We start from the raw sequence: 17,260 nt of genomic DNA, 5'->3' as shown, positions 1-17,260 counted from the left end.
TCCATGTATCCCGATCGCGTTGTTTCCGGTATGCGCCCCACGGGCTCGATGCACCTTGGCCACTTTCATGGCGCCCTCAAGAACTGGATCAAGATGCAGTCGGAGCATCCTTGCCTGTTCTTTGTCGCTGACTGGCACGCCTTGACCACCCATTACGACGACCCGGCCATCATCGAGCGCAGCGTGTGGGAAATGCTGGTCGACTGGCTGGCCGCCGGCGTCGATCCGTCGCAGGCGACGCTGTTCATCCAGTCGAAGGTGCCCGAACACGCCGAATTGCACCTGCTGCTGTCGATGGCCACGCCACTCGGCTGGCTCGAGCGGGTGCCCACTTACAAGGACCAGGTCGAGAACCTGGCCAACAAGGACTTGTCCACCTATGGTTTTCTCGGCTACCCGCTGCTGCAGGCGGCCGACGTATTGATCTACCGCGCCAGCCTGGTGCCGGTGGGCGAGGACCAGGTGCCGCACATCGAAATGATGCGCGAGATCGCGCGCCGCTTCAATCACCTGTACGGCAAGGAGAAAGGCTTCGAGGAAAAGTCGATCGAGGCCGTCAAAAAGCTCGGCAGCAAGCGCGCCAAGCTGTACCTCGAACTGCGCACCGAATACCAGCAGGAGGGCAGGGACGACGCGCTCGACCAGGCCCATGCCATGCTCGACGAAGCGCAGAACTTGTCGAACATCGACCGCGAACGGCTGTTCGGCTACCTCGAAGGCAGCCGCAAGCTGATTTTGGTCGAACCGCATGCAAAGCTGACGGCCGCTTCGCGCCTGCCTGGCCTCGACGGGCGCAAGATGTCCAAGAGCTATGGCAATGCGATCGCGCTGCGCGAGGACAAGGACTCGGTTACCAAAAAAATCCGCACCATGCCGACCGACCCGGCGCGGGTGCGCCGCACGGACGTCGGCGACCCGCTCAAATGCCCGGTGTGGCAGCTGCACGAAGTCTATTCCAGCAACGCCACGCGCGAATGGGTGGTCAAGGGCTGCACCACGGCCGGCATCGGCTGCCTCGAATGCAAGCAGCCGGTGATTGACGCCGTCATCGCCGAACAGGAGCCGATGCATGAGCGCGCCCAGCAGTACCTGGACGATCCGACCCTGGTGCGCGCCATCGTCGCCGACGGCTGCGACAAGGCCCGCAAGCTTGCGCAGGAAACCATGCGCGACGTGCGCGAGGCCATGGGCCTGAGTTACAGTTGATGAGCAGCCGATGAGTGCGCCTTCGCCCTGGGTCGTCCGCTTCGCGCCCCTGGTGCCGGGCGGCGAAGTGCTCGACCTGGCTTGCGGCGGCGGGCGCCATGCGCGCCACCTGGCCGCGCTCGGTCACCCGGTGCTCGCACTCGACCGCGATGCCCAAGCGCTGGCGCTGGCCGCCGGGCCCGGCATTACCACTGTCGAAGCCGACCTCGAGGTGGCCGGCGCCGCCTGGCCGTTTGGTGCTGGCCGCTTTGCCGGCATCGTCGTCACCAATTACCTGCACCGCCCGCGGCTGGCGCAGCTTGCCGCCAGCCTCAGGCCAGATGGCGTGCTGATCTACGAAACCTTTGCGATCGGAAACGAAGCCTTCGGCAAGCCGTCCAATCCCGACTTTCTATTGGCGCGCGGCGAACTGCTCGCCTTTGCGCACCAGGCCGGCCTGCGCGTGATCGCTTTCGAGGATGGCCGCGCGGATGGGCCGAAACACGGCTTGAAACCTGCAATGCTGCAGCGCCTGTGCGCTTGCGGGCCGAATTTTCCAGCGAACAATGCCATGCTGGGGCCTGTTTGAGTCTGGTTTCTAGGCAAGAATGAACCATTCAGGCGGGGTATCCGCTACAATCAGGTTTCTATTGACCACCAACGTCACGAAATTATGATCAAGGGCAGCATAGTAGCAATCGTCACCCCGATGTACGAAGACGGCAGTCTCGACTACCCCGGCTTGCGCAAGCTGATCGACTGGCATATCGCCGAAGGCACCGACGGCATCGTGATCGTCGGCACCACGGGCGAGTCGGCCACCGTCAACGTGCAGGAACACTGCGAGTTGATCAAGCTGGCGGTCGAGCATGCGAAAGGCCGTATTCCGATCATCGCCGGTACCGGCGGCAATTCGACCGACGAGACCATCGTCCTGACCCGCTTCGCCAAGGACGCCGGCGCCGATGCCGCGCTGCTGGTCGTGCCGTATTACAACCGGCCGACCCAGCAAGGCATGTACCGCCACTTCAAGGCAATTGCCGAAGCGGTCGACCTGCCGATCATCCTGTACAACGTGCCCGGCCGCACGGTTGCCGACATGTCGAACGAGACGGTGCTGCGGCTGGCCGCAATCCCCAACATCGTCGGCCTGAAAGACGCCACCGGCAACATTGGCCGCGGCGCCGAGCTGCTGCGCCTGGCGCCGAAATCGTTCGCCGTCTATTCGGGCGACGATCCGACTGCGATGGCGCTGATGTTCATGGGTGGCGCCGGCAACATCTCCGTCACCGCCAACGTCGCGCCTCGCGCCATGCATGCGCTGTGCGTGGCGGCGATGGCCGGCGACGTCGCCGCTGCCGTTGCCATCAACAACCAGGTCATCCCGCTGCACGCCAAACTGTTTGTCGAGCCCAACCCGGTCCCGGTCAAATGGGCAATGGCCGAAATGGGCCTGATGCCGGCCGGCCTGCGCCTGCCGCTGGTCCCGCTTGCCGAAGAATTCCACGACACCGTCCGCGCCGCCTTGCGCGAAGCGGGTGTCCTTCCACAGCCCTGAGCCCGCAAGGGTCCGGATTATTTCTGACACCAGCTGCCCGCAGCGCTTATCCAGTTACGACATGACTACTCGCAAGACAATTACCCCCGTCGCCGCCCGCGGCTTCGTCCTTTCCGCGCTCATGGTCAGCCTGAGCGGCTGTGGCATGCTGAGCTCGGTGATGGAGTCCGATAAACTCGATTATCGCTCCTCCAAGAAAGCAGTGGCGCTGGACGTGCCGCCTGACCTGACCCAGCTGCAGAAAGACAACCGTTACGCCGTGCCGGACGGGCGTGGCGTTGCCACCGCTTCCGGCCAGCAGCAAGCCAGGGGCGCTGTCCCGGCACTGGCTGCCAGCGGCGATGTGATCGGCGTGGCCGGTAACGCCGCCGTCAAGGTCGAGCGCAACGGCAACCAGCGCTGGCTGGTCGTCAAGCAGACGCCGGAACAGCTGTGGCCGCAAATCAAGCAGTTCTGGAGCGACTCCGGTTTCACTGTCGAAACCGAATCGGCGGCCACCGGCGTGATGGAAACGAACTGGGCGGAAAACCGCGCGAAGATCCCGCAGGACATCATCCGCAGCACGATCGGCAGGGTATTCGAATCGGCATACTCGACCGGCGAGCGCGACAAGTACCGCACCCGCCTCGAGCGCGCCGCCGACGGCAGCACCGAAATCTACATCAGCCATCGCGGCGCCGAAGAAGTGCTGACCGGCCCGCAAAAGGAAACCATCCAGTGGGCGGGGCGTCCCAACGACCCCGGCCTCGAATCGCAATTCCTTGCCAAGCTGGTAGCGCGCCTGACCGGGGCCGCCGACGTCAAGGCGGCCGCGCCGATGGTGGCGAACGCCCCGGTGCAGCAAGCCCACGCCAAGCTCGTCGCCGGCGCCAACGCTGCTTCCAGTTATGTCGAAGTCGACGAAGGATTCGACCGCGCCTGGCGTCGCGTCGGCCTGGCGCTGGACCGGGTCGGCTTCACGGTGGAAGACCGCGACCGCGTCAACGGCGTGTATTTCGTGCGCTACGTCGATCCTGACGCTGCCGGCAGCACCGGTTTCCTGAAAAAGCTGTTCACCTTCGGCGCCGCCGCCGACAAGGAAAAAGAAGCGCAGCGCTTCCGCATTGCAGTCAAGGCCGACGCCACCGGCAACGCCAGCCAGGTGGCGGTGCAGACCAACGACGGCAAGGCCGAGGCAACCGGCGCCGGCGTCAAGATCCTCAAGTTGCTGGGCGACGAGCTGAAATAATGGTGTAGAAGGCAGATGGGTCCTCGCGAACGCGGCGACCCCATTAGCGTAACAGTAGCCGGCCCCGTGCCGGTTTTTTACGCCTGGCCCTTGCGGACCAGCTGCGGACCAAAACCACCAGGCGTAAAAAAGCCGGCCCGCAGGCCGGCTCTTTCAACGCCAGCGAATTACTTGGCTGGTGCAGCAGCAGCAGCAGCCGAAGCGGCAGCCGAAGCAGCGGTCGAAGCAGCAGCAGCAGCGTCAGCAGCCGACGAAGCAGCCATCGAAGCCTGGGCAGCTGCGTCAGCAGCAGGAGCTGCAGCAGGAGCAGCAACTGGTGCGGTTTCAACTACTGGAGCTGGAGCAACAACAGGAGTTTCTTCTTTTTTGCTGCAAGCAGCCAAAGCAACAGCCAGCAGGGAGATGATCAGCAGGGATTTTTTCATGGGTTTTCCTTAATTAATTCAAAAGTAGAGACTATGTTGATGCGATGAATAATTACCGGTAATTATCGCTCATTAGGAGATCTCGTTAGCTTTCGTACCTGTAATGGTGCCTGACAGACAACGGAAACTTCCTAACCCGATATTATATCTAAATTTGGTGCTTCGCAATAGGCAAAAGATGCTTTTATGGAAGTTTTTGGCTTCCTGGCAAAGTTCATTTTGTAACAATATGTTTATATTCGATGATTTGTCCTGTCATATTTCTTTTTTAGCCACAAAATTTGGCGGTTTCCGTTGCTGCGCTACAGCCCGGTCGGCGTCGGATGCAGGCAAGGACGCGATTCCAGCCAGATGCCGTCGAACCGTTCCAGGCTGATCGCCGCCGCCGGCCTTGACCCGAACGCCGCCTCGCCGCGCATGTGGTCGCTATGAAAACGCCGCACGATGTTGACCGCATCGCCGATGCAGAACGAGTCGGTCAGCTGGCGCAGGTTGGCCGGCGTGGCGCGGCACGCGATGCGGTGGCCGAAATCGCGCAGCAGGCGCATGAAGCGCGGGTAGTCGTGCCCGATGGTGCCGCTGCGGTGCATCGCCAGCTGCATCGTGCCGCCGTTGGTGAGGAAATGGCGCAGCGCCGCATCGACGTCTTTCGTGCCGAGCGGGAAAACGCGAAAATCCGGGTCGAACAGCTGCAAACTCAGGGTTGATTTCTCGATGCATTCGCGAAACCGCAAACCCAATTCGAGCTGGGCGGTAAAGCCGGTGGCGGCGAGGTTTTCCATGGCGGCGATCCGATTGACCCTCTTGTTAATCAGCCCAGTTAATTAGCCCAGTTAATCAGCCCAGTTAATCAGCCTAGTTAATCAGCCCAGTTCGATCCAGCCGTCCTGGTACCAGGCGTACAGCGACTCCATCACATCGTCGGAAGGCGAGGCCAGCGCCGCGCCGTTCAAGGCGCGTTCGTTGGCCAGTGCGTCGAGGATCGCCTTGTCGGCCCGGCCCACGGCAAACGACTCGCCGTTGATGAACACGTGCTTGCCGCGGTACAGCATGCGGGTTTTCGGCGACAGCGCCGCGCCCCGTTTGGCTACCGCCTGGGCGAAGCGGCCCATCGTCAGCGGCTTGGCCGGGCCCTTGAAAAACACATTGTGCTTGGGCTCCGACAAGTGCTCACCGAGGAAAATCGTCACGTCTTCCTCGGTGAAGCGGACCTTGTTGATTTCCTCGGTAATGGTCGACAGCATGTGGCGCGGGATCTCGGCGGGTTTGCTGGTCGCTTCCAGGTCGGGGTCGGCGTAGAGGCCGGGCAGGTCGATCGAATCGGCCATGAACTGCAGGAAGGCCTCGCCCAGTTCCTGGTACGACGGCGAGCGAAAGCCGATCGAATACGTCATGCATTCGCCCTCGGCCACGCCGTCATGGGCATAGTGCGGCGGCAGGTACAGCATGTCGCCCGGCTCGAGCACGAATTCTTCCTGCGGCTTGAAGTTCTTGAGGATCTTGAGCGGCATGCCGTCGACTAGCGACAGGTCTTTTTGCGCACCGATCTTCCAGCGCCGCTTGCCGTGGACCTGCAACAAAAACACGTCGTAGGAATCGAAATGGGGACCGACGCCGCCACCATCGCTGGCGTAACTGATCATCAGGTCGTCGAGCCTTGCATCGGGAATGAAGCGGAACTGGCGCAGCAGCGCGTCGGCGCCGGCGTCGTACAAGTTGGCCCCTTGCACCAGCATGGTCCACCCTTTGCGTTCGCGCGGCGGCAATTCGGCCAGCGGACCATGTTCCATATTCCACTGGCCGTCGAAATTGGTGATCAGGCGCGATTCGATGAAGTTTTCGGTGGCCATCTTCGCCAGTGCGTCGAACGGCAAAACCGGCTTGATGCCAGGAATCGCCTGGCGAATCAACAGCGGTTTCTTGTGCCAATAATCGCGCAGGAATTGGGCGGGCGTGATGTTGCCGAGGAGCGGAATTTTTTTCATGCGACATTATAACCATGCTTGAACAAGGCAAAGCCGATGTCGGAGGTATAATCTGCCTGCTATAACAATGAGAGGAAAGCACTATGAAGATTGCCAAGAACACAGTAGTCACGGTCAACTACAAATTGTCGGACGCACAGAACAACCTGATCGAAGACGGCAGTCAGCCCATGGTCTACCTGCACGGCGGCTACGAGAACACGCTGCCGAAGATTGAAGAAGAGCTCGATGGCAAGGAAGTCGGCTATGCGTCTACTCTCCAGATCGAGCCGGACGACGCCTTCGGCGACTACGATCCCGCGCTGGTGAAAGTCGAGCCGCGCAACCGCCTGCCCGAGCCGCTCGAAGTCGGCATGCAGTTCGAAGGCATGCCCGACAGTCAGGAAGGCGACGACGACGCGATGATTTTCACCGTGACCGACATCGCCGACGACAAGGTCGTGCTGGACGGTAATCACCCGCTGGCGGGCATGGCGCTGCGCTTCGAACTGTCGGTGATCGACGTGCGCGCTGCAACTGACGAAGAAATCACCCACGAGCACGTGCACGGCGCGCATGGCCATCATCATGGCGATGACGACGACGACGCGGGCGATGAGTTCCGGTCGCATCCGGTGCATTGATACATTTCAACGTCGTCCTCGCGTAGCGGGGACGACGTCGTTCAGTTCTTTTACTTCTCGTCCGCCGCATCCTTCAGCGCGAACGGTGGATTCGCCCCCGGCGTGACCTTCACCTCGACCGCGCGCGATCCCAAGCTCAGGTGACCCAGGTTGGCACGCCATTCGATTGCCGGCGCACCCTTTTTGTGCGCCGGGTCGGAATCGACCAGCAGCACCTTGCCCGCAAACTTCGCCGCCAGCGTAGCGATCTGGCGGCGCGTTTCGTCGAAGCCGTCCTGCCGGTTGGCCGAGCGCGCCAAAAAGCCGCGCAGGCCGGTGGGCTGCGCCAGCGCCTTGACGTCGCCTTCCGAAAACAGCACCACCGCCTCGAGCTTGTCGCGCCGCGCCATGGCGAACAGGCGGTTTAGCCAGAACCGGTTGGCCACCATCCGGTCTTCGAACTCGCTGTTGCGGCCGGCCTCGGGACGAAAGTGGTTGTTATTGGCGGGCAGGTTAACGGTTGCATACAGCACGTCGCCAACCTGCCAGTGGGCGTTCTCGGGATAGCCGCGAAATTTGCCGCTGGCCGACAGGCGCGTGAGCGCCAGCTTGCGCGTGCCGAGCGAGGTCGGCTCGTTGTAAAACAGTTCGCGCAGGCGGTTGAGCCGCTCGATCGCCACCGAGCGGCCGGAACGATTTTTGCACTCGCTCCAGTCACTCGCCGCCGGCAGCACGATCATTGGCCGGCGCGCGTCGTCGAACAGCTCACGCCGCGTTTCATACAGCTTGTCGCTGCACGCTTCGTCCGCACCCTTGATGCCGGTGACGACGACGAAGGCGAGAGACGCTTCGCTCTCGTCGGCGATCGCCTGCTTCAGCCTGGCCTCGCCACCGCTGCCGGCCTCAATGAAGCTGTTGCCGATCACGCCGAACTGATGGCGTGTGGGGTCGTTTTTCGGCGCCGCCAGCAGCGCGCCGTGGACGGCCAGCGCGGCCAGCGCGGAAAGCAAACGCGCCGCCGCCGCGATCCGTCGATGTGCCGGGCGCGCCATTATGCGGACAAACGCTTTAGCTGGTAAAGCTGATCGAGCGCCTGGCGCGGCGTCAGCGCGTCGGGATCGATCGCCGCCAGCGCCGCCAGCAGTTCGCTGCCGGCCGCATCGGCGCCGGCGTCCTCTCCTGCATCGACCCGCGGCTCCACGCACGGCAGTGCGAACAGGTCCAGTTGCGGCGTCGTGTCGAGCGCCTGCGATTCGAGCCGCGCCAGGTGCTTGCGCGCCGCCTTGATCACGCCCTGCGGCACGCCGGCCAGCTGCGCCACCTGCAGGCCGTAGCTTTGCGAGGCGGGGCCGGCCTGTACCGCATGCAGGAACACGATGCTGTCCTTGTGCTCGACCGCCGACAGGTGCACGTTGGCCGCGCTCGGATGGCTTTCCGGCAGCTGCGTCAGCTCGAAATAGTGGGTGGCGAACAGCGTGAAGCTGCGGCTGGTGTCGATCAGGTGGCGCGCGATCGCCCACGCCAGCGCCAGGCCGTCGAACGTCGAGGTGCCGCGGCCGACTTCGTCCATCAACACCAGCGAGTGTTCGGTGGCGCCGTTCAGGATGGCCGCCGATTCGGTCATCTCGACCATGAAGGTCGAGCGCCCGCCGGCCAGGTCGTCGGTGGCGCCGATACGCGTGAAGATGCGGTCGATCGGGCCGATCGTGGCGCTGGCGGCCGGTACGTAGCTGCCGATGTAGGCCAGCAGCGTGATCAGGGCGACCTGGCGCATGAAGGTCGATTTGCCGCCCATGTTGGGACCGGTGATCAGCAGCAGCCGGCGCTCGTGGCTGAAACAGCAGTCGTTGGCGATGAAGCGCTCGATCTGGTTTTCCACCACCGGGTGGCGGCCTTCGCGGATATCCAGGCAGGGCTCCGCCACCAGGTGCGGCGCGTTCCAGTTGTGTGCGAGCGCGTGGGTCGTCAGCGCGGTGAGCGTGTCGAGCTGGGCCAGCGCGCGCGCGATGGTCTGCAGGCTGCCGATATGCGGCGCCAGGTCGGCCAGCAGCAGCTCGTAGAGCAGCTTCTCGCGCACCAGCGCCTTGTCCTGCGCCGACAAGGCCTTGTCTTCGAACACCTTCAGTTCCGGCGTGATGTAGCGCTCGGCATTTTTTAGCGTCTGGCGGCGGCGGTAATCGTCCGGCACCTTGTCGGTCTGGCCGTGGGTGACTTCGATGTAAAAGCCGTGCACCTTGTTGTATTCCACGCGCAGGTTGGCGATGCCGGTGCGGGCGCGTTCGCGCGTCTCCAGGTCGACCAGGAACTGGCCGGCGTTTTCCGACAGGCCGCGTAGTTCGTCGAGCTCAACGTCGAAGCCGCGCGCGAACACGCCGCCGTCGCGCACCATCGCCGCCGGCTCTTCCATCACCGCGCGCGTCAACAGGTCGAGGCAGGTGTCAGGCGTCGCCAGCGCGCCGTGGATCGCCGCCAGCAGGCCCGGTTCGCCAACGGTGAACGCGCGCTGCACGCCGGCGCGCAGCGCCGGCAGCTGTTTGAGGCCATCGCGCAGGCAGGCCAGGTCGCGCGGGCGCGCCGACAGCAGCGCGATGCGGGTGGTGATGCGTTCGATATCCGGCACCTGGCCAAGCGTGACGGCGAGCTCGCCGCTGGCGTCGAACCTGGCCAGCGCGCCGATCGCCGCATGGCGCGCGCGCGCCACGCCCTGGTCGCGCCGCGCGTGATGCAGCCAGTGGCGCAGCATGCGCGAACCCATCGCGGTGCGGCAATGATCGAGCAGCGAGAACAGCGTCGGCGACTCCTGGCCGCGGATGGTCTCGGTCAGCTCGAGGTTGCGGCGGGTAGCCGCATCCAGGCCGATGAATTCATTTTCGGTTTCGGTCGACAGCGAACGCACGTGCTGCAGGCCGCGGCCCTGGGTCGACTGGGCGTAGCGCAGCAGCGCGCCGGCGGCGCCGAAAGCGGCGCCCAAGCCATCGGCGCCAAAGCCGGTGAGGGTGGCAACGGCCAATTGGTCGAGCAGCGCCTTGTGGCCGCCGACGACGTCGAAGTGCCAGTCGGGCACGCGCTGGGTGTGGGCGATGCCGTCACCGGTGAACAGGTCGGCGCCGGGGTCGGCTTCCTGGTGGAGAAGTTCGGCCGGTGCGATGCGTTCGAGTTCCTGCCGCAGGCGCGCGCCGACGCTGCGGCTGTCGCCCGAAAACTCCATCAGCTTGAGCGCGCCGGAAGCGAGCGACAGCCAGGCCAGGCCTACCGTGACGACCTTGCGAGTGCTGATCGTGCACAGCGCCAGCAGCGGCCGTTCGGCTTTTTCGGGCAGCAGGTCGGCGTCGGTCAGCGTACCCGGCGTGACGACCCGCATGACCTTGCGTTCGACCGGCCCCTTGCTGGTGGCCGGGTCGCCGATCTGTTCGCAGATCGCGCACGATTCACCCAGTTTGACCAGCTTGGACAGGTAGGGATCGAGCGAGTGAAAAGGAATGCCGCACATGCGGATCGGGTTGCCGTTCGAGGCGCCGCGCGCCGTCAGCGTGATGCCGAGGATGCGCGCCGCTTTTTCCGCGTCGTCGTGAAACAACTCGTAGAAGTCGCCCATGCGGTAGAACAGCAGCATGGTCGGGTAGTCGGCCTTCAGGCGAAGATATTGCTGCATCATCGGCGTGTGTTTTTCGCCCGCGCCGTTCTTGATGGCGGCTGCGTTGATTTCGGTGGGAACGGTGGTCATTTCTTCTTTATCGGTGTGGCACTGGCTTGCCTGAGTCAATCCCCATTTTACCGCTTTCGCGTTGCTCATCGGCGCCATTCTGCCGCGGCGTCTGAAAAACGTTCAACCCGGCTGGCCGGGCGAAGCCGGTTTTTTCAGCGTATGACGACCGTTCCGGTAAAGCCGTTTTGGCTGGCCAGTAACGACAAGCCGCGCTCGTCGGCGCCCAGCATATCGACGCACTGAGCACGACACCGGCAGGGGCTTACCCGGATTCGGCTGCGCGGGCCGATGACCATGCCGTGAGACTGGACGCGTCTTAGCCGGCGATCATGTCGTTGAGCGTTGGCGCCTGCGACACGGGGATAGTGCCGGTGCCGGGGTGGCCGATATCGTTGATGCCGATCAGCACGATCATGTATTCGACGCCAGGCTGGGCCAGCACGTCGCGGTCGAAGCGCTCCAGCGTATTTTTGCCGAACAGCGGTGGTTGACCCGGGTCGCGCAGCAGCCGGTTGCCGCCGATACCCTTGTTGAGCACGCCAAGCATGCTGGTGTTGCCTCACAGATCCGTCGGTAATCGAGTCGCCCAGCGCGACGATCGATGCGCTCAAATTGCGTCCCTGCACGTCGACGCTACTGAGGAACGGCCATGCTGCGCAGCCCGCTCGAGCCTGCCGGCAAAAATATATTTATCCATAGTTGGCGAAAGCGTCATAACGCGGTTAGAATTGACGCTGCCGAACAACGGCAAACGCTAGGGGTCCTGCAAGTCGCGAACGCGATGCGCGGGTGAGAAACACCCTCTGAACCTGATCTGGATAATGCCAGCGAAGGGAAGCATAGTGATATCGGCCCCGCGCCGTCTCCCTACACTCCTTTGCTGGCTCCTGCTCGATATACCGAGAAGCTGACAAGGAGCCACATGAACGCCGTTACCCCGCAATTTCTCTCCGCCACCGCCACAGTGGACGAGGCCGCCATCCTGCCGTTGCCGATGTCGCGCAAAGTGTACGTCGAGGGCAGCCGCCCCGACATCCTGGTGCCGATGCGCGAAATCAGCCAGTCCGACACGCTCGACTCCTTCGGCGGCGAGAAAAATCCGCCGATCTACGTCTACGACACTTCGGGCCCCTACACCGACCCGGCAATCGCCATCGACATCCGTTCCGGCCTGCCATGCCCGCGCACGCCGTGGATACTCGAGCGTGACGACACCGACGAACTGCCCGGGCCGACGTCCTCCTACGGAGTCCTTCGCCTGGCCGATCCGGCCCTTGCCGCGCTGCGCTTCAACCTGCAGCGCAAGCCGCGCCGCGCCAAGCCAGGGGCCAACGTCAGCCAGATGCACTACGCGCGGCGCGGCATCGTCACCCCCGAAATGGAGTTCGTCGCGATCCGCGAAAACATGCGCCGCAAGGAGTACCTGGCCGAGCTGCAGGCTTCCGGCCCGATGGGCAACCGGCTGGCCGAGCTGATGGGCCGCCAGCACCCGGGCCAGTCGTTCGGCGCCAGCATGCCGGCCGAAATCACGGCCGAATTCGTGCGCGAGGAAGTGGCGCGCGGGCGCGCCATCATTCCGGCCAACATCAACCATCCGGAAGTCGAGCCGATGATCATCGGCCGCAATTTCCTCGTCAAGATCAATGCCAACATCGGCAACTCGGCGGTGACGTCGTCGATCGGCGAGGAAGTCGAGAAGATGACGTGGGCGATCCGCTGGGGCGGCGACAACGTCATGGACCTGTCGACCGGCAAGCACATTCACGAGACGCGCGAATGGGTGATCCGCAACAGCCCGGTGCCGATCGGGACCGTGCCGATCTACCAGGCGCTCGAAAAAGTGAACGGCAAGGCCGAGGATCTGACCTGGGAAATCTACCGCGATACCCTGATCGAACAGGCCGAGCAGGGCGTCGATTACTTCACCATCCACGCCGGCGTACTGCTGCGCTATGTGCCGATGACGGCCAAACGGCTGACCGGCATTGTCTCGCGCGGCGGCTCGATCATGGCCAAGTGGTGCCTGGCGCACCACGAAGAATCGTTCCTGTACACGCACTTCGAAGACATCTGCGAGATCATGAAGGCGTACGACGTCTCGTTCAGCCTGGGCGACGGCCTGCGTCCGGGCTCGATCTACGACGCCAACGACGAAGCCCAGCTGGCGGAACTGAAAACGCTGGGAGAGCTGACCCAGATCGCGTGGAAGCACGACGTGCAGGTGATGATCGAAGGCCCCGGCCACGTACCGCTGCACATGATCAAGGAAAACATGGACCTGCAGCTCGAGCAGTGCGACGAGGCGCCGTTCTACACGCTCGGACCTTTGACAACCGACATCGCGCCCGGCTATGACCACATCACGTCAGGCATCGGTGCTGCCACCATCGGCTGGTACGGCACCGCGATGCTGTGCTACGTCACCCCCAAAGAGCACCTCGGCCTGCCCAACAAGGCCGACGTCAAGGACGGCATCATCACCTACAAGATCGCGGCCCACGTCGCCGACCTGGCGAAAGGCCACCCGGGCGCCCAGATCCGCGACAACGCGCTGTCGAAAGCGCGCTTCGAGTTTCGCTGGGACGACCAGTTCAACATCGGCCTCGACCCCGACAAGGCGCGCCAATTCCACGACGAGACGTTGCCGAAGGATTCGGCCAAGGTGGCGCACTTTTGCTCGATGTGCGGACCGCATTTCTGTTCGATGAAGATCACGCAGGAAGTGCGCGAGTATGCCGCCAAACAAGGCATCTCGGAGGTCGCCGCCCTCAAGCAGGGGATGGAAGTGAAATCGGTGGAATTCGTCAAGCGCGGCGCCGAAATCTACCAGAAGCAGTGAGCGGCCCGATGACAGACATCATCCTGAACGGCGCGCCGCACCAGATGGCACCAGGCGCGACCCTGGCCGACCTGGTCGAGGCCATGGGGCTGTCGACCGGGGCGCTGGCGCTGGCGGTCAACCGCATTGTCGTGCCGCGCCAGCAATGGCTCGTGCGCGGCGTGTCGGCGGGCGACCAGGTCGAAGTGGTCCACGCCATCGGCGGCGGCTAATTCAATTTCAAGGACGAGACATGAACGAAGAAAACCAAGGCTTGACCATCGCCGGCAAGACGTATCGATCGCGCCTGCTGGTGGGCAGCGGAAAATACCGCGACCTGGCGCAGACGCGCGAAGCGACGGACGCCGCCGGCGCCGAAATCATCACCGTGGCGATCCGGCGTGTAAACATCGGCCAGGATCCAAACGCGCCGAACCTGCTCGATGTGCTGCCGCCGTCGCGCTACACGATCCTGCCCAACACCGCCGGCTGCTACACGGCAAAGGACGCGGTCTACACGCTGCAGATGGCGCGCGAACTGCTGAACGGCCACAAGCTGGTCAAACTCGAGGTGCTGGGCGACGACAAGACGCTGTTCCCGCATATGCCGGAAACGCTGGTGGCGGCCGAGGCGCTGGTGCGCGACGGCTTCGACGTGATGGTCTACTGCAGCGACGATCCGATCCAGGCCAGGCTGCTCGAGCAGATCGGCTGCGTCGCCGTGATGCCGCTGGCCTCCTTGATCGGCTCGGGGATGGGCATCCTCAATCCGTGGAACCTGTCCCTGATCATCGAACAGGCCAGCGTGCCGGTACTGGTCGACGCCGGTGTCGGCACGGCGTCGGATGCGGCAATCGCGATGGAACTCGGCTGCGACGGCGTGTTGATGAACACGGCGATTGCCGGCGCGCGCGATCCGGTGCGCATGGCGCGGGCGATGCGCATGGCGGTCGAGGCCGGACGCGAAGCGTACCTCGCCGGGCGCATCCCGAAACGTTTTACGGCGTCGCCGTCGTCGCCGATGGCCGGCCGCATCGCATGAGCCAAAGGCCGGCCGGGTCACGTCCTACCGTGCTGGTGTTTGCCGGCGCCGACCCGAGCGGGGGCGCCGGCATCGCTGCCGACATCCTCGCGATTGCCGCAATGGGCGCGCACGCGCTGCCGGTGATCACCGCGCTGACCGTGCAGGACAACGACCGCGTGTTCGACATCAATCCGGTGGCAAGTGAAATGGTACGTAGCCAGGCCCTGGCGCTGATCGGCAAAATCGCCATTCACGCCGTGAAGATCGGTATCCCCGGCAACCGCGCCAATGCCGAGGCGATTGCGGACCTGGTCAAAGCACTGCGGCTGCATCTGCCCGGTCTGCCGGTGGTGCTCGATCCGGTGCTGGCCAGCGGCGCCGGCGATTTTTTAACGCGCGAGGATGCGCTGGCGCCGCTGCTGGCGCTGGCGACGTTGACGGTGCCGAATTTGCCGGAAGCGCGGGCGCTGGCGCTCGATGGCGGCATGGGAAAAAATCGCACCGCGGGCGACGTTCTCGTCACCGGCGGCCATGCCGATGGTGAGTTCGTCATCAACCGGTGGCTCAGTGGCGGGCGCGAACGCGCATGGCGCTGGCCGCGCCTGCCCGGCCAGTTCCACGGCAGCGGCTGCACGCTGGCCTCGGCAATCGCGGCGCGGCTGGCCTGCGGCGACGGCATGGAACAGGCGCTCGGCACCGCCCAGCAATACTGCCACGACGCGCTGGCGGGCGCGTTTTCGATCGCCGGCGGCCAGCGCATTTTGCTGCGCACAACTGACATGACATTGAAGGAAGCGCCATGAGAGGACTGTACCTCGTCACACCCGACTGGAACGACACTGCCGCATTGTTGAAAACCACCGAACAGGCCTTGCGCGCGGGCGCGGCCATGGTCCAATACCGCCACAAGAGCGCGAGCCCGGAGCTGCGGCGCGAACAGGCTTTGCTGCTGCTGGCGTTGTGCCGGCGCCATCGAACTCCGTTCATCGTCAATGACCATCTCGCGCTGTGCATTGAAATTAATGCCGACGGCGTGCACGTGGGCGGCCTTGATGCCTCTGTGGCCGAGGCGCGCAAAGCCCTCGGCGGCGAGAAAATTGTCGGCGCCTCCTGCTACGGCGACAGGCAGCTTGCGCGCGACGCGTGCGCCAACGGCGCCAGCTATGTCGCCTTCGGCGGCTTTTATCCATCCCGGGTGAAGCAGTATCCGGTGACGACGCCGCCTGACATCGTCGACTGGGCCAAGGCTGAAATCGCGCTGCCGTGCGTGGTGATCGGCGGCATGACGCCGGCCAATGCGGCGCCGCTGGTGGCGCGCGGCGCCGACATGGTGGCGGCGATCAGCAGCGTGTATGGCGCGCCGGACGTCGACGTGGCGATGCAGGATTTTGCGCGCCTGTTCGCCTGACCTGATGGCCGGTCGATGAAGGTAATCGTGCTGGGCGCCGGTGTGATCGGCACCGCGTCGGCGTGGTACCTGCGCCGGGCCGGCATTGACGTGACCGTGATCGAGCGCCAGGGCGGGGCGGCACTGGAGACCAGTTTTGCGAACGGCGGCCAGATTTCGGTCTCGCACGCCCAGCCGTGGGCCAATCCGGCAACCCTGCTAAAAGTGCTGGCTGACCTCGGGCGCGAAGACGCGCCGCTGCTGTTCCGGCTGCGCGCGGACCCGGTGCAGTGGCGCTGGTGCCTGCAGTTCGTGCGCGAATGCTTGCCCGGCAGGGTGGCCGCCAACCTGCGCCGCATCGTCGCCATTGCCGAAGACAGCCGGCGCTGCCTGCAGGAATTGCGCTTTGAAACCGGGATCGAATTCGACAGCCTGTCGCGCGGCATCCTGCATTTCTATACCGATCAACGCGAGTTCGACAAGTCGCAGGGTGCGGCGGCGGCGATGCGCGAGCTAGGCTGCCCGCGCAATCCGATCAGCGCCGACGAGGTGGTACGCATCGAGCCGGCGCTATCGAATGTGCGCGCGCAACTCGTCGGCGGCGATTTTACCGCCAGCGACGAGTCGGGCGACGCGTTCGCATTTACGTCGCAGCTGGCGGCAAAGGGCGCTGCGGGCGGCATCGAGTTTTGCTATAACACCACTGTTACGCGCCTGTTGAATGAAGGAGGCAAGGTGAGCGGCGTCGAGATCATCGATGGCGTAGGCCGCCACCAGGTGCTGCGCGCCGACGCCTTCGTCGTCGCGCTCGGCAGCTTCTCGGCACCGCTGCTGGCCCCGCTCGGGGTCAAGCTGTTGATCTATCCGGGCAAAGGTTATTCGGCGACCTACCGGATTACCGACCCGGATGCGGCGCCGACGGTGTCGCTGACCGACGACGGCCACAAGCTGGTGCTGTCGCGCTTAGGGTTGCGGCTGCGGGTGGCGGGCACCTGCGAATTGAACGGCTATTCGCGTGAACTCAATCCGGTGCGCTGCGAAGCGATCACGCGGCGCGTGCGCGCGCTGTTCCCTGGCGCCTGCGATTACGACGACCCGACTTACTGGGCCGGCTTGCGCCCGCTTACGCCGTCGAACGTGCCGTATATCGGCACGACGCGCTATCCGAATCTGTTCCTCAATACAGGGCATGGGACGCTCGGGTGGACGATGGCCTGCGGCTCGGGGCGGGCGATCGCGGAAATCGTTTCAGGGCGCAGGCCCTGACCGCCATTATCGGTTCACCGTCGCCATCCGTCTGGTGCAGCACCCACGCCAGCTGGCCCGGCGTGACACCGTTCGC

At 64.1% G+C, this 17,260-nt stretch carries 17 protein-coding genes and 1 riboswitch; of the genes, 11 read left to right on the top strand and 6 right to left on the bottom strand.

All coding sequences use genetic code 11. The annotated features are described in order from the left end of the window. Positions 1-3 precede the first annotated feature (3 nt). From CR103_RS10995 to bamC, 4 genes are all read left to right on the top strand, one after another. The gene (locus CR103_RS10995) at positions 4-1,206 is read left to right on the top strand and encodes a tryptophan--tRNA ligase (RefSeq protein WP_099916025.1); all 1,203 of its coding nucleotides are present in this window, start codon (positions 4-6) and stop codon (positions 1,204-1,206) included. Positions 1,207-1,216: 10 nt separating this feature from the next. Continuing rightward, positions 1,217-1,774: a class I SAM-dependent methyltransferase gene (locus CR103_RS10990; RefSeq protein ID WP_099916024.1), complete on the top strand. Its 558-nt coding sequence runs from the start codon at positions 1,217-1,219 to the stop codon at positions 1,772-1,774. An 84-nt stretch (positions 1,775-1,858) separates the two neighbouring features. After that, a complete protein-coding gene (gene dapA, locus CR103_RS10985) occupies positions 1,859-2,743 on the top strand; it encodes a 4-hydroxy-tetrahydrodipicolinate synthase (protein WP_099916023.1) in 885 nt (294 codons plus the stop codon). 61 nt (positions 2,744-2,804) lie between these two features. Further along, positions 2,805-3,971, top strand: a complete 1,167-nt coding sequence (gene bamC, locus CR103_RS10980) for an NlpB/DapX family lipoprotein (protein ID WP_099916022.1) — start codon at positions 2,805-2,807, stop codon at positions 3,969-3,971. Between the two features lie 167 nt (positions 3,972-4,138). On the opposite strand, the gene CR103_RS10975 is transcribed toward bamC, so the two are convergent. From CR103_RS10975 to CR103_RS10965, 3 genes are all read right to left on the bottom strand, one after another. Beyond that, positions 4,139-4,396, bottom strand: coding sequence for a hypothetical protein (locus CR103_RS10975; RefSeq protein WP_099916021.1), 258 nt, complete (start codon positions 4,394-4,396; stop codon positions 4,139-4,141). A gap of 302 nt (positions 4,397-4,698) precedes the next feature. Beyond that, positions 4,699-5,178, bottom strand: a complete 480-nt coding sequence (locus CR103_RS10970) for a DUF7931 domain-containing protein (protein WP_099916020.1) — start codon at positions 5,176-5,178, stop codon at positions 4,699-4,701. Between the two features lie 81 nt (positions 5,179-5,259). Continuing rightward, complete coding sequence (locus CR103_RS10965) at positions 5,260-6,381, bottom strand: cupin domain-containing protein (RefSeq protein ID WP_099916019.1); 1,122 nt, start codon at positions 6,379-6,381, stop codon at positions 5,260-5,262. Between the two features lie 83 nt (positions 6,382-6,464). On the opposite strand from CR103_RS10965, the gene CR103_RS10960 reads away from it, so the two are divergent. Continuing rightward, positions 6,465-7,004, top strand: a complete 540-nt coding sequence (locus tag CR103_RS10960; RefSeq protein ID WP_099916018.1) for an FKBP-type peptidyl-prolyl cis-trans isomerase — start codon at positions 6,465-6,467, stop codon at positions 7,002-7,004. A 50-nt stretch (positions 7,005-7,054) separates the two neighbouring features. Here the strand turns inward: CR103_RS10960 and CR103_RS10955 are convergent, their stop codons facing one another. The 3 genes from CR103_RS10955 to CR103_RS10945 form a co-directional block, all read right to left on the bottom strand. Continuing rightward, positions 7,055-7,993 carry a hypothetical protein gene (locus CR103_RS10955; RefSeq protein ID WP_229443003.1) on the bottom strand — a complete coding sequence of 313 codons (939 nt, stop codon included), beginning with the start codon at positions 7,991-7,993 and terminating at the stop codon, positions 7,055-7,057. A 41-nt stretch (positions 7,994-8,034) separates the two neighbouring features. Then, positions 8,035-10,707, bottom strand: a complete 2,673-nt coding sequence (gene mutS / locus CR103_RS10950; RefSeq protein ID WP_099916063.1) for a DNA mismatch repair protein MutS — start codon at positions 10,705-10,707, stop codon at positions 8,035-8,037. Between the two features lie 298 nt (positions 10,708-11,005). Next, positions 11,006-11,236: an SGNH/GDSL hydrolase family protein gene (locus tag CR103_RS10945; protein WP_099916016.1), complete on the bottom strand. Its 231-nt coding sequence runs from the start codon at positions 11,234-11,236 to the stop codon at positions 11,006-11,008. A gap of 199 nt (positions 11,237-11,435) precedes the next feature. Continuing rightward, positions 11,436-11,542: riboswitch (TPP riboswitch) on the top strand. 69 nt (positions 11,543-11,611) lie between these two features. On the opposite strand from CR103_RS10945, the gene thiC reads away from it, so the two are divergent. The 6 genes from thiC to CR103_RS10915 are packed head-to-tail and all read left to right on the top strand — an operon-like array spanning position 11,612 to position 17,184. Beyond that, the gene (gene thiC, locus CR103_RS10940) at positions 11,612-13,528 is read left to right on the top strand and encodes a phosphomethylpyrimidine synthase ThiC (RefSeq protein WP_099916015.1); all 1,917 of its coding nucleotides are present in this window, start codon (positions 11,612-11,614) and stop codon (positions 13,526-13,528) included. A gap of 8 nt (positions 13,529-13,536) precedes the next feature. Next, the gene (gene thiS, locus CR103_RS10935; RefSeq protein WP_099916014.1) at positions 13,537-13,740 is read left to right on the top strand and encodes a sulfur carrier protein ThiS; all 204 of its coding nucleotides are present in this window, start codon (positions 13,537-13,539) and stop codon (positions 13,738-13,740) included. A gap of 20 nt (positions 13,741-13,760) precedes the next feature. After that, on the top strand, positions 13,761-14,549 hold the full coding sequence (locus CR103_RS10930) for a thiazole synthase (RefSeq protein WP_099916013.1): 789 nt from the start codon (positions 13,761-13,763) through the stop codon (positions 14,547-14,549). Further along, positions 14,546-15,334, top strand: a complete 789-nt coding sequence (thiD, locus tag CR103_RS10925) for a bifunctional hydroxymethylpyrimidine kinase/phosphomethylpyrimidine kinase (RefSeq protein ID WP_099916012.1) — start codon at positions 14,546-14,548, stop codon at positions 15,332-15,334. The genes CR103_RS10930 and thiD overlap by 4 nt, the downstream gene beginning before the upstream one ends. Beyond that, positions 15,331-15,939 carry a thiamine phosphate synthase gene (thiE, locus tag CR103_RS10920; RefSeq protein WP_099916011.1) on the top strand — a complete coding sequence of 203 codons (609 nt, stop codon included), beginning with the start codon at positions 15,331-15,333 and terminating at the stop codon, positions 15,937-15,939. Before thiD ends, thiE begins: the two co-directional genes overlap by 4 nt. Positions 15,940-15,954: 15 nt before the next feature. Continuing rightward, positions 15,955-17,184, top strand: a complete 1,230-nt coding sequence (locus tag CR103_RS10915) for a D-amino acid dehydrogenase (RefSeq protein WP_099916010.1) — start codon at positions 15,955-15,957, stop codon at positions 17,182-17,184. The last annotated feature ends 76 nt before the right edge of the window (positions 17,185-17,260 follow it).

Origin of the sequence: Massilia psychrophila, assembly GCF_002760665.1 — a bacterium.
GTDB lineage: Bacteria > Pseudomonadota > Gammaproteobacteria > Burkholderiales > Burkholderiaceae_D > JAFCUW01.
Note: the sequence above shows the minus strand (reverse complement) of the source record. Positions and strands in the feature narration are given on the sequence as shown.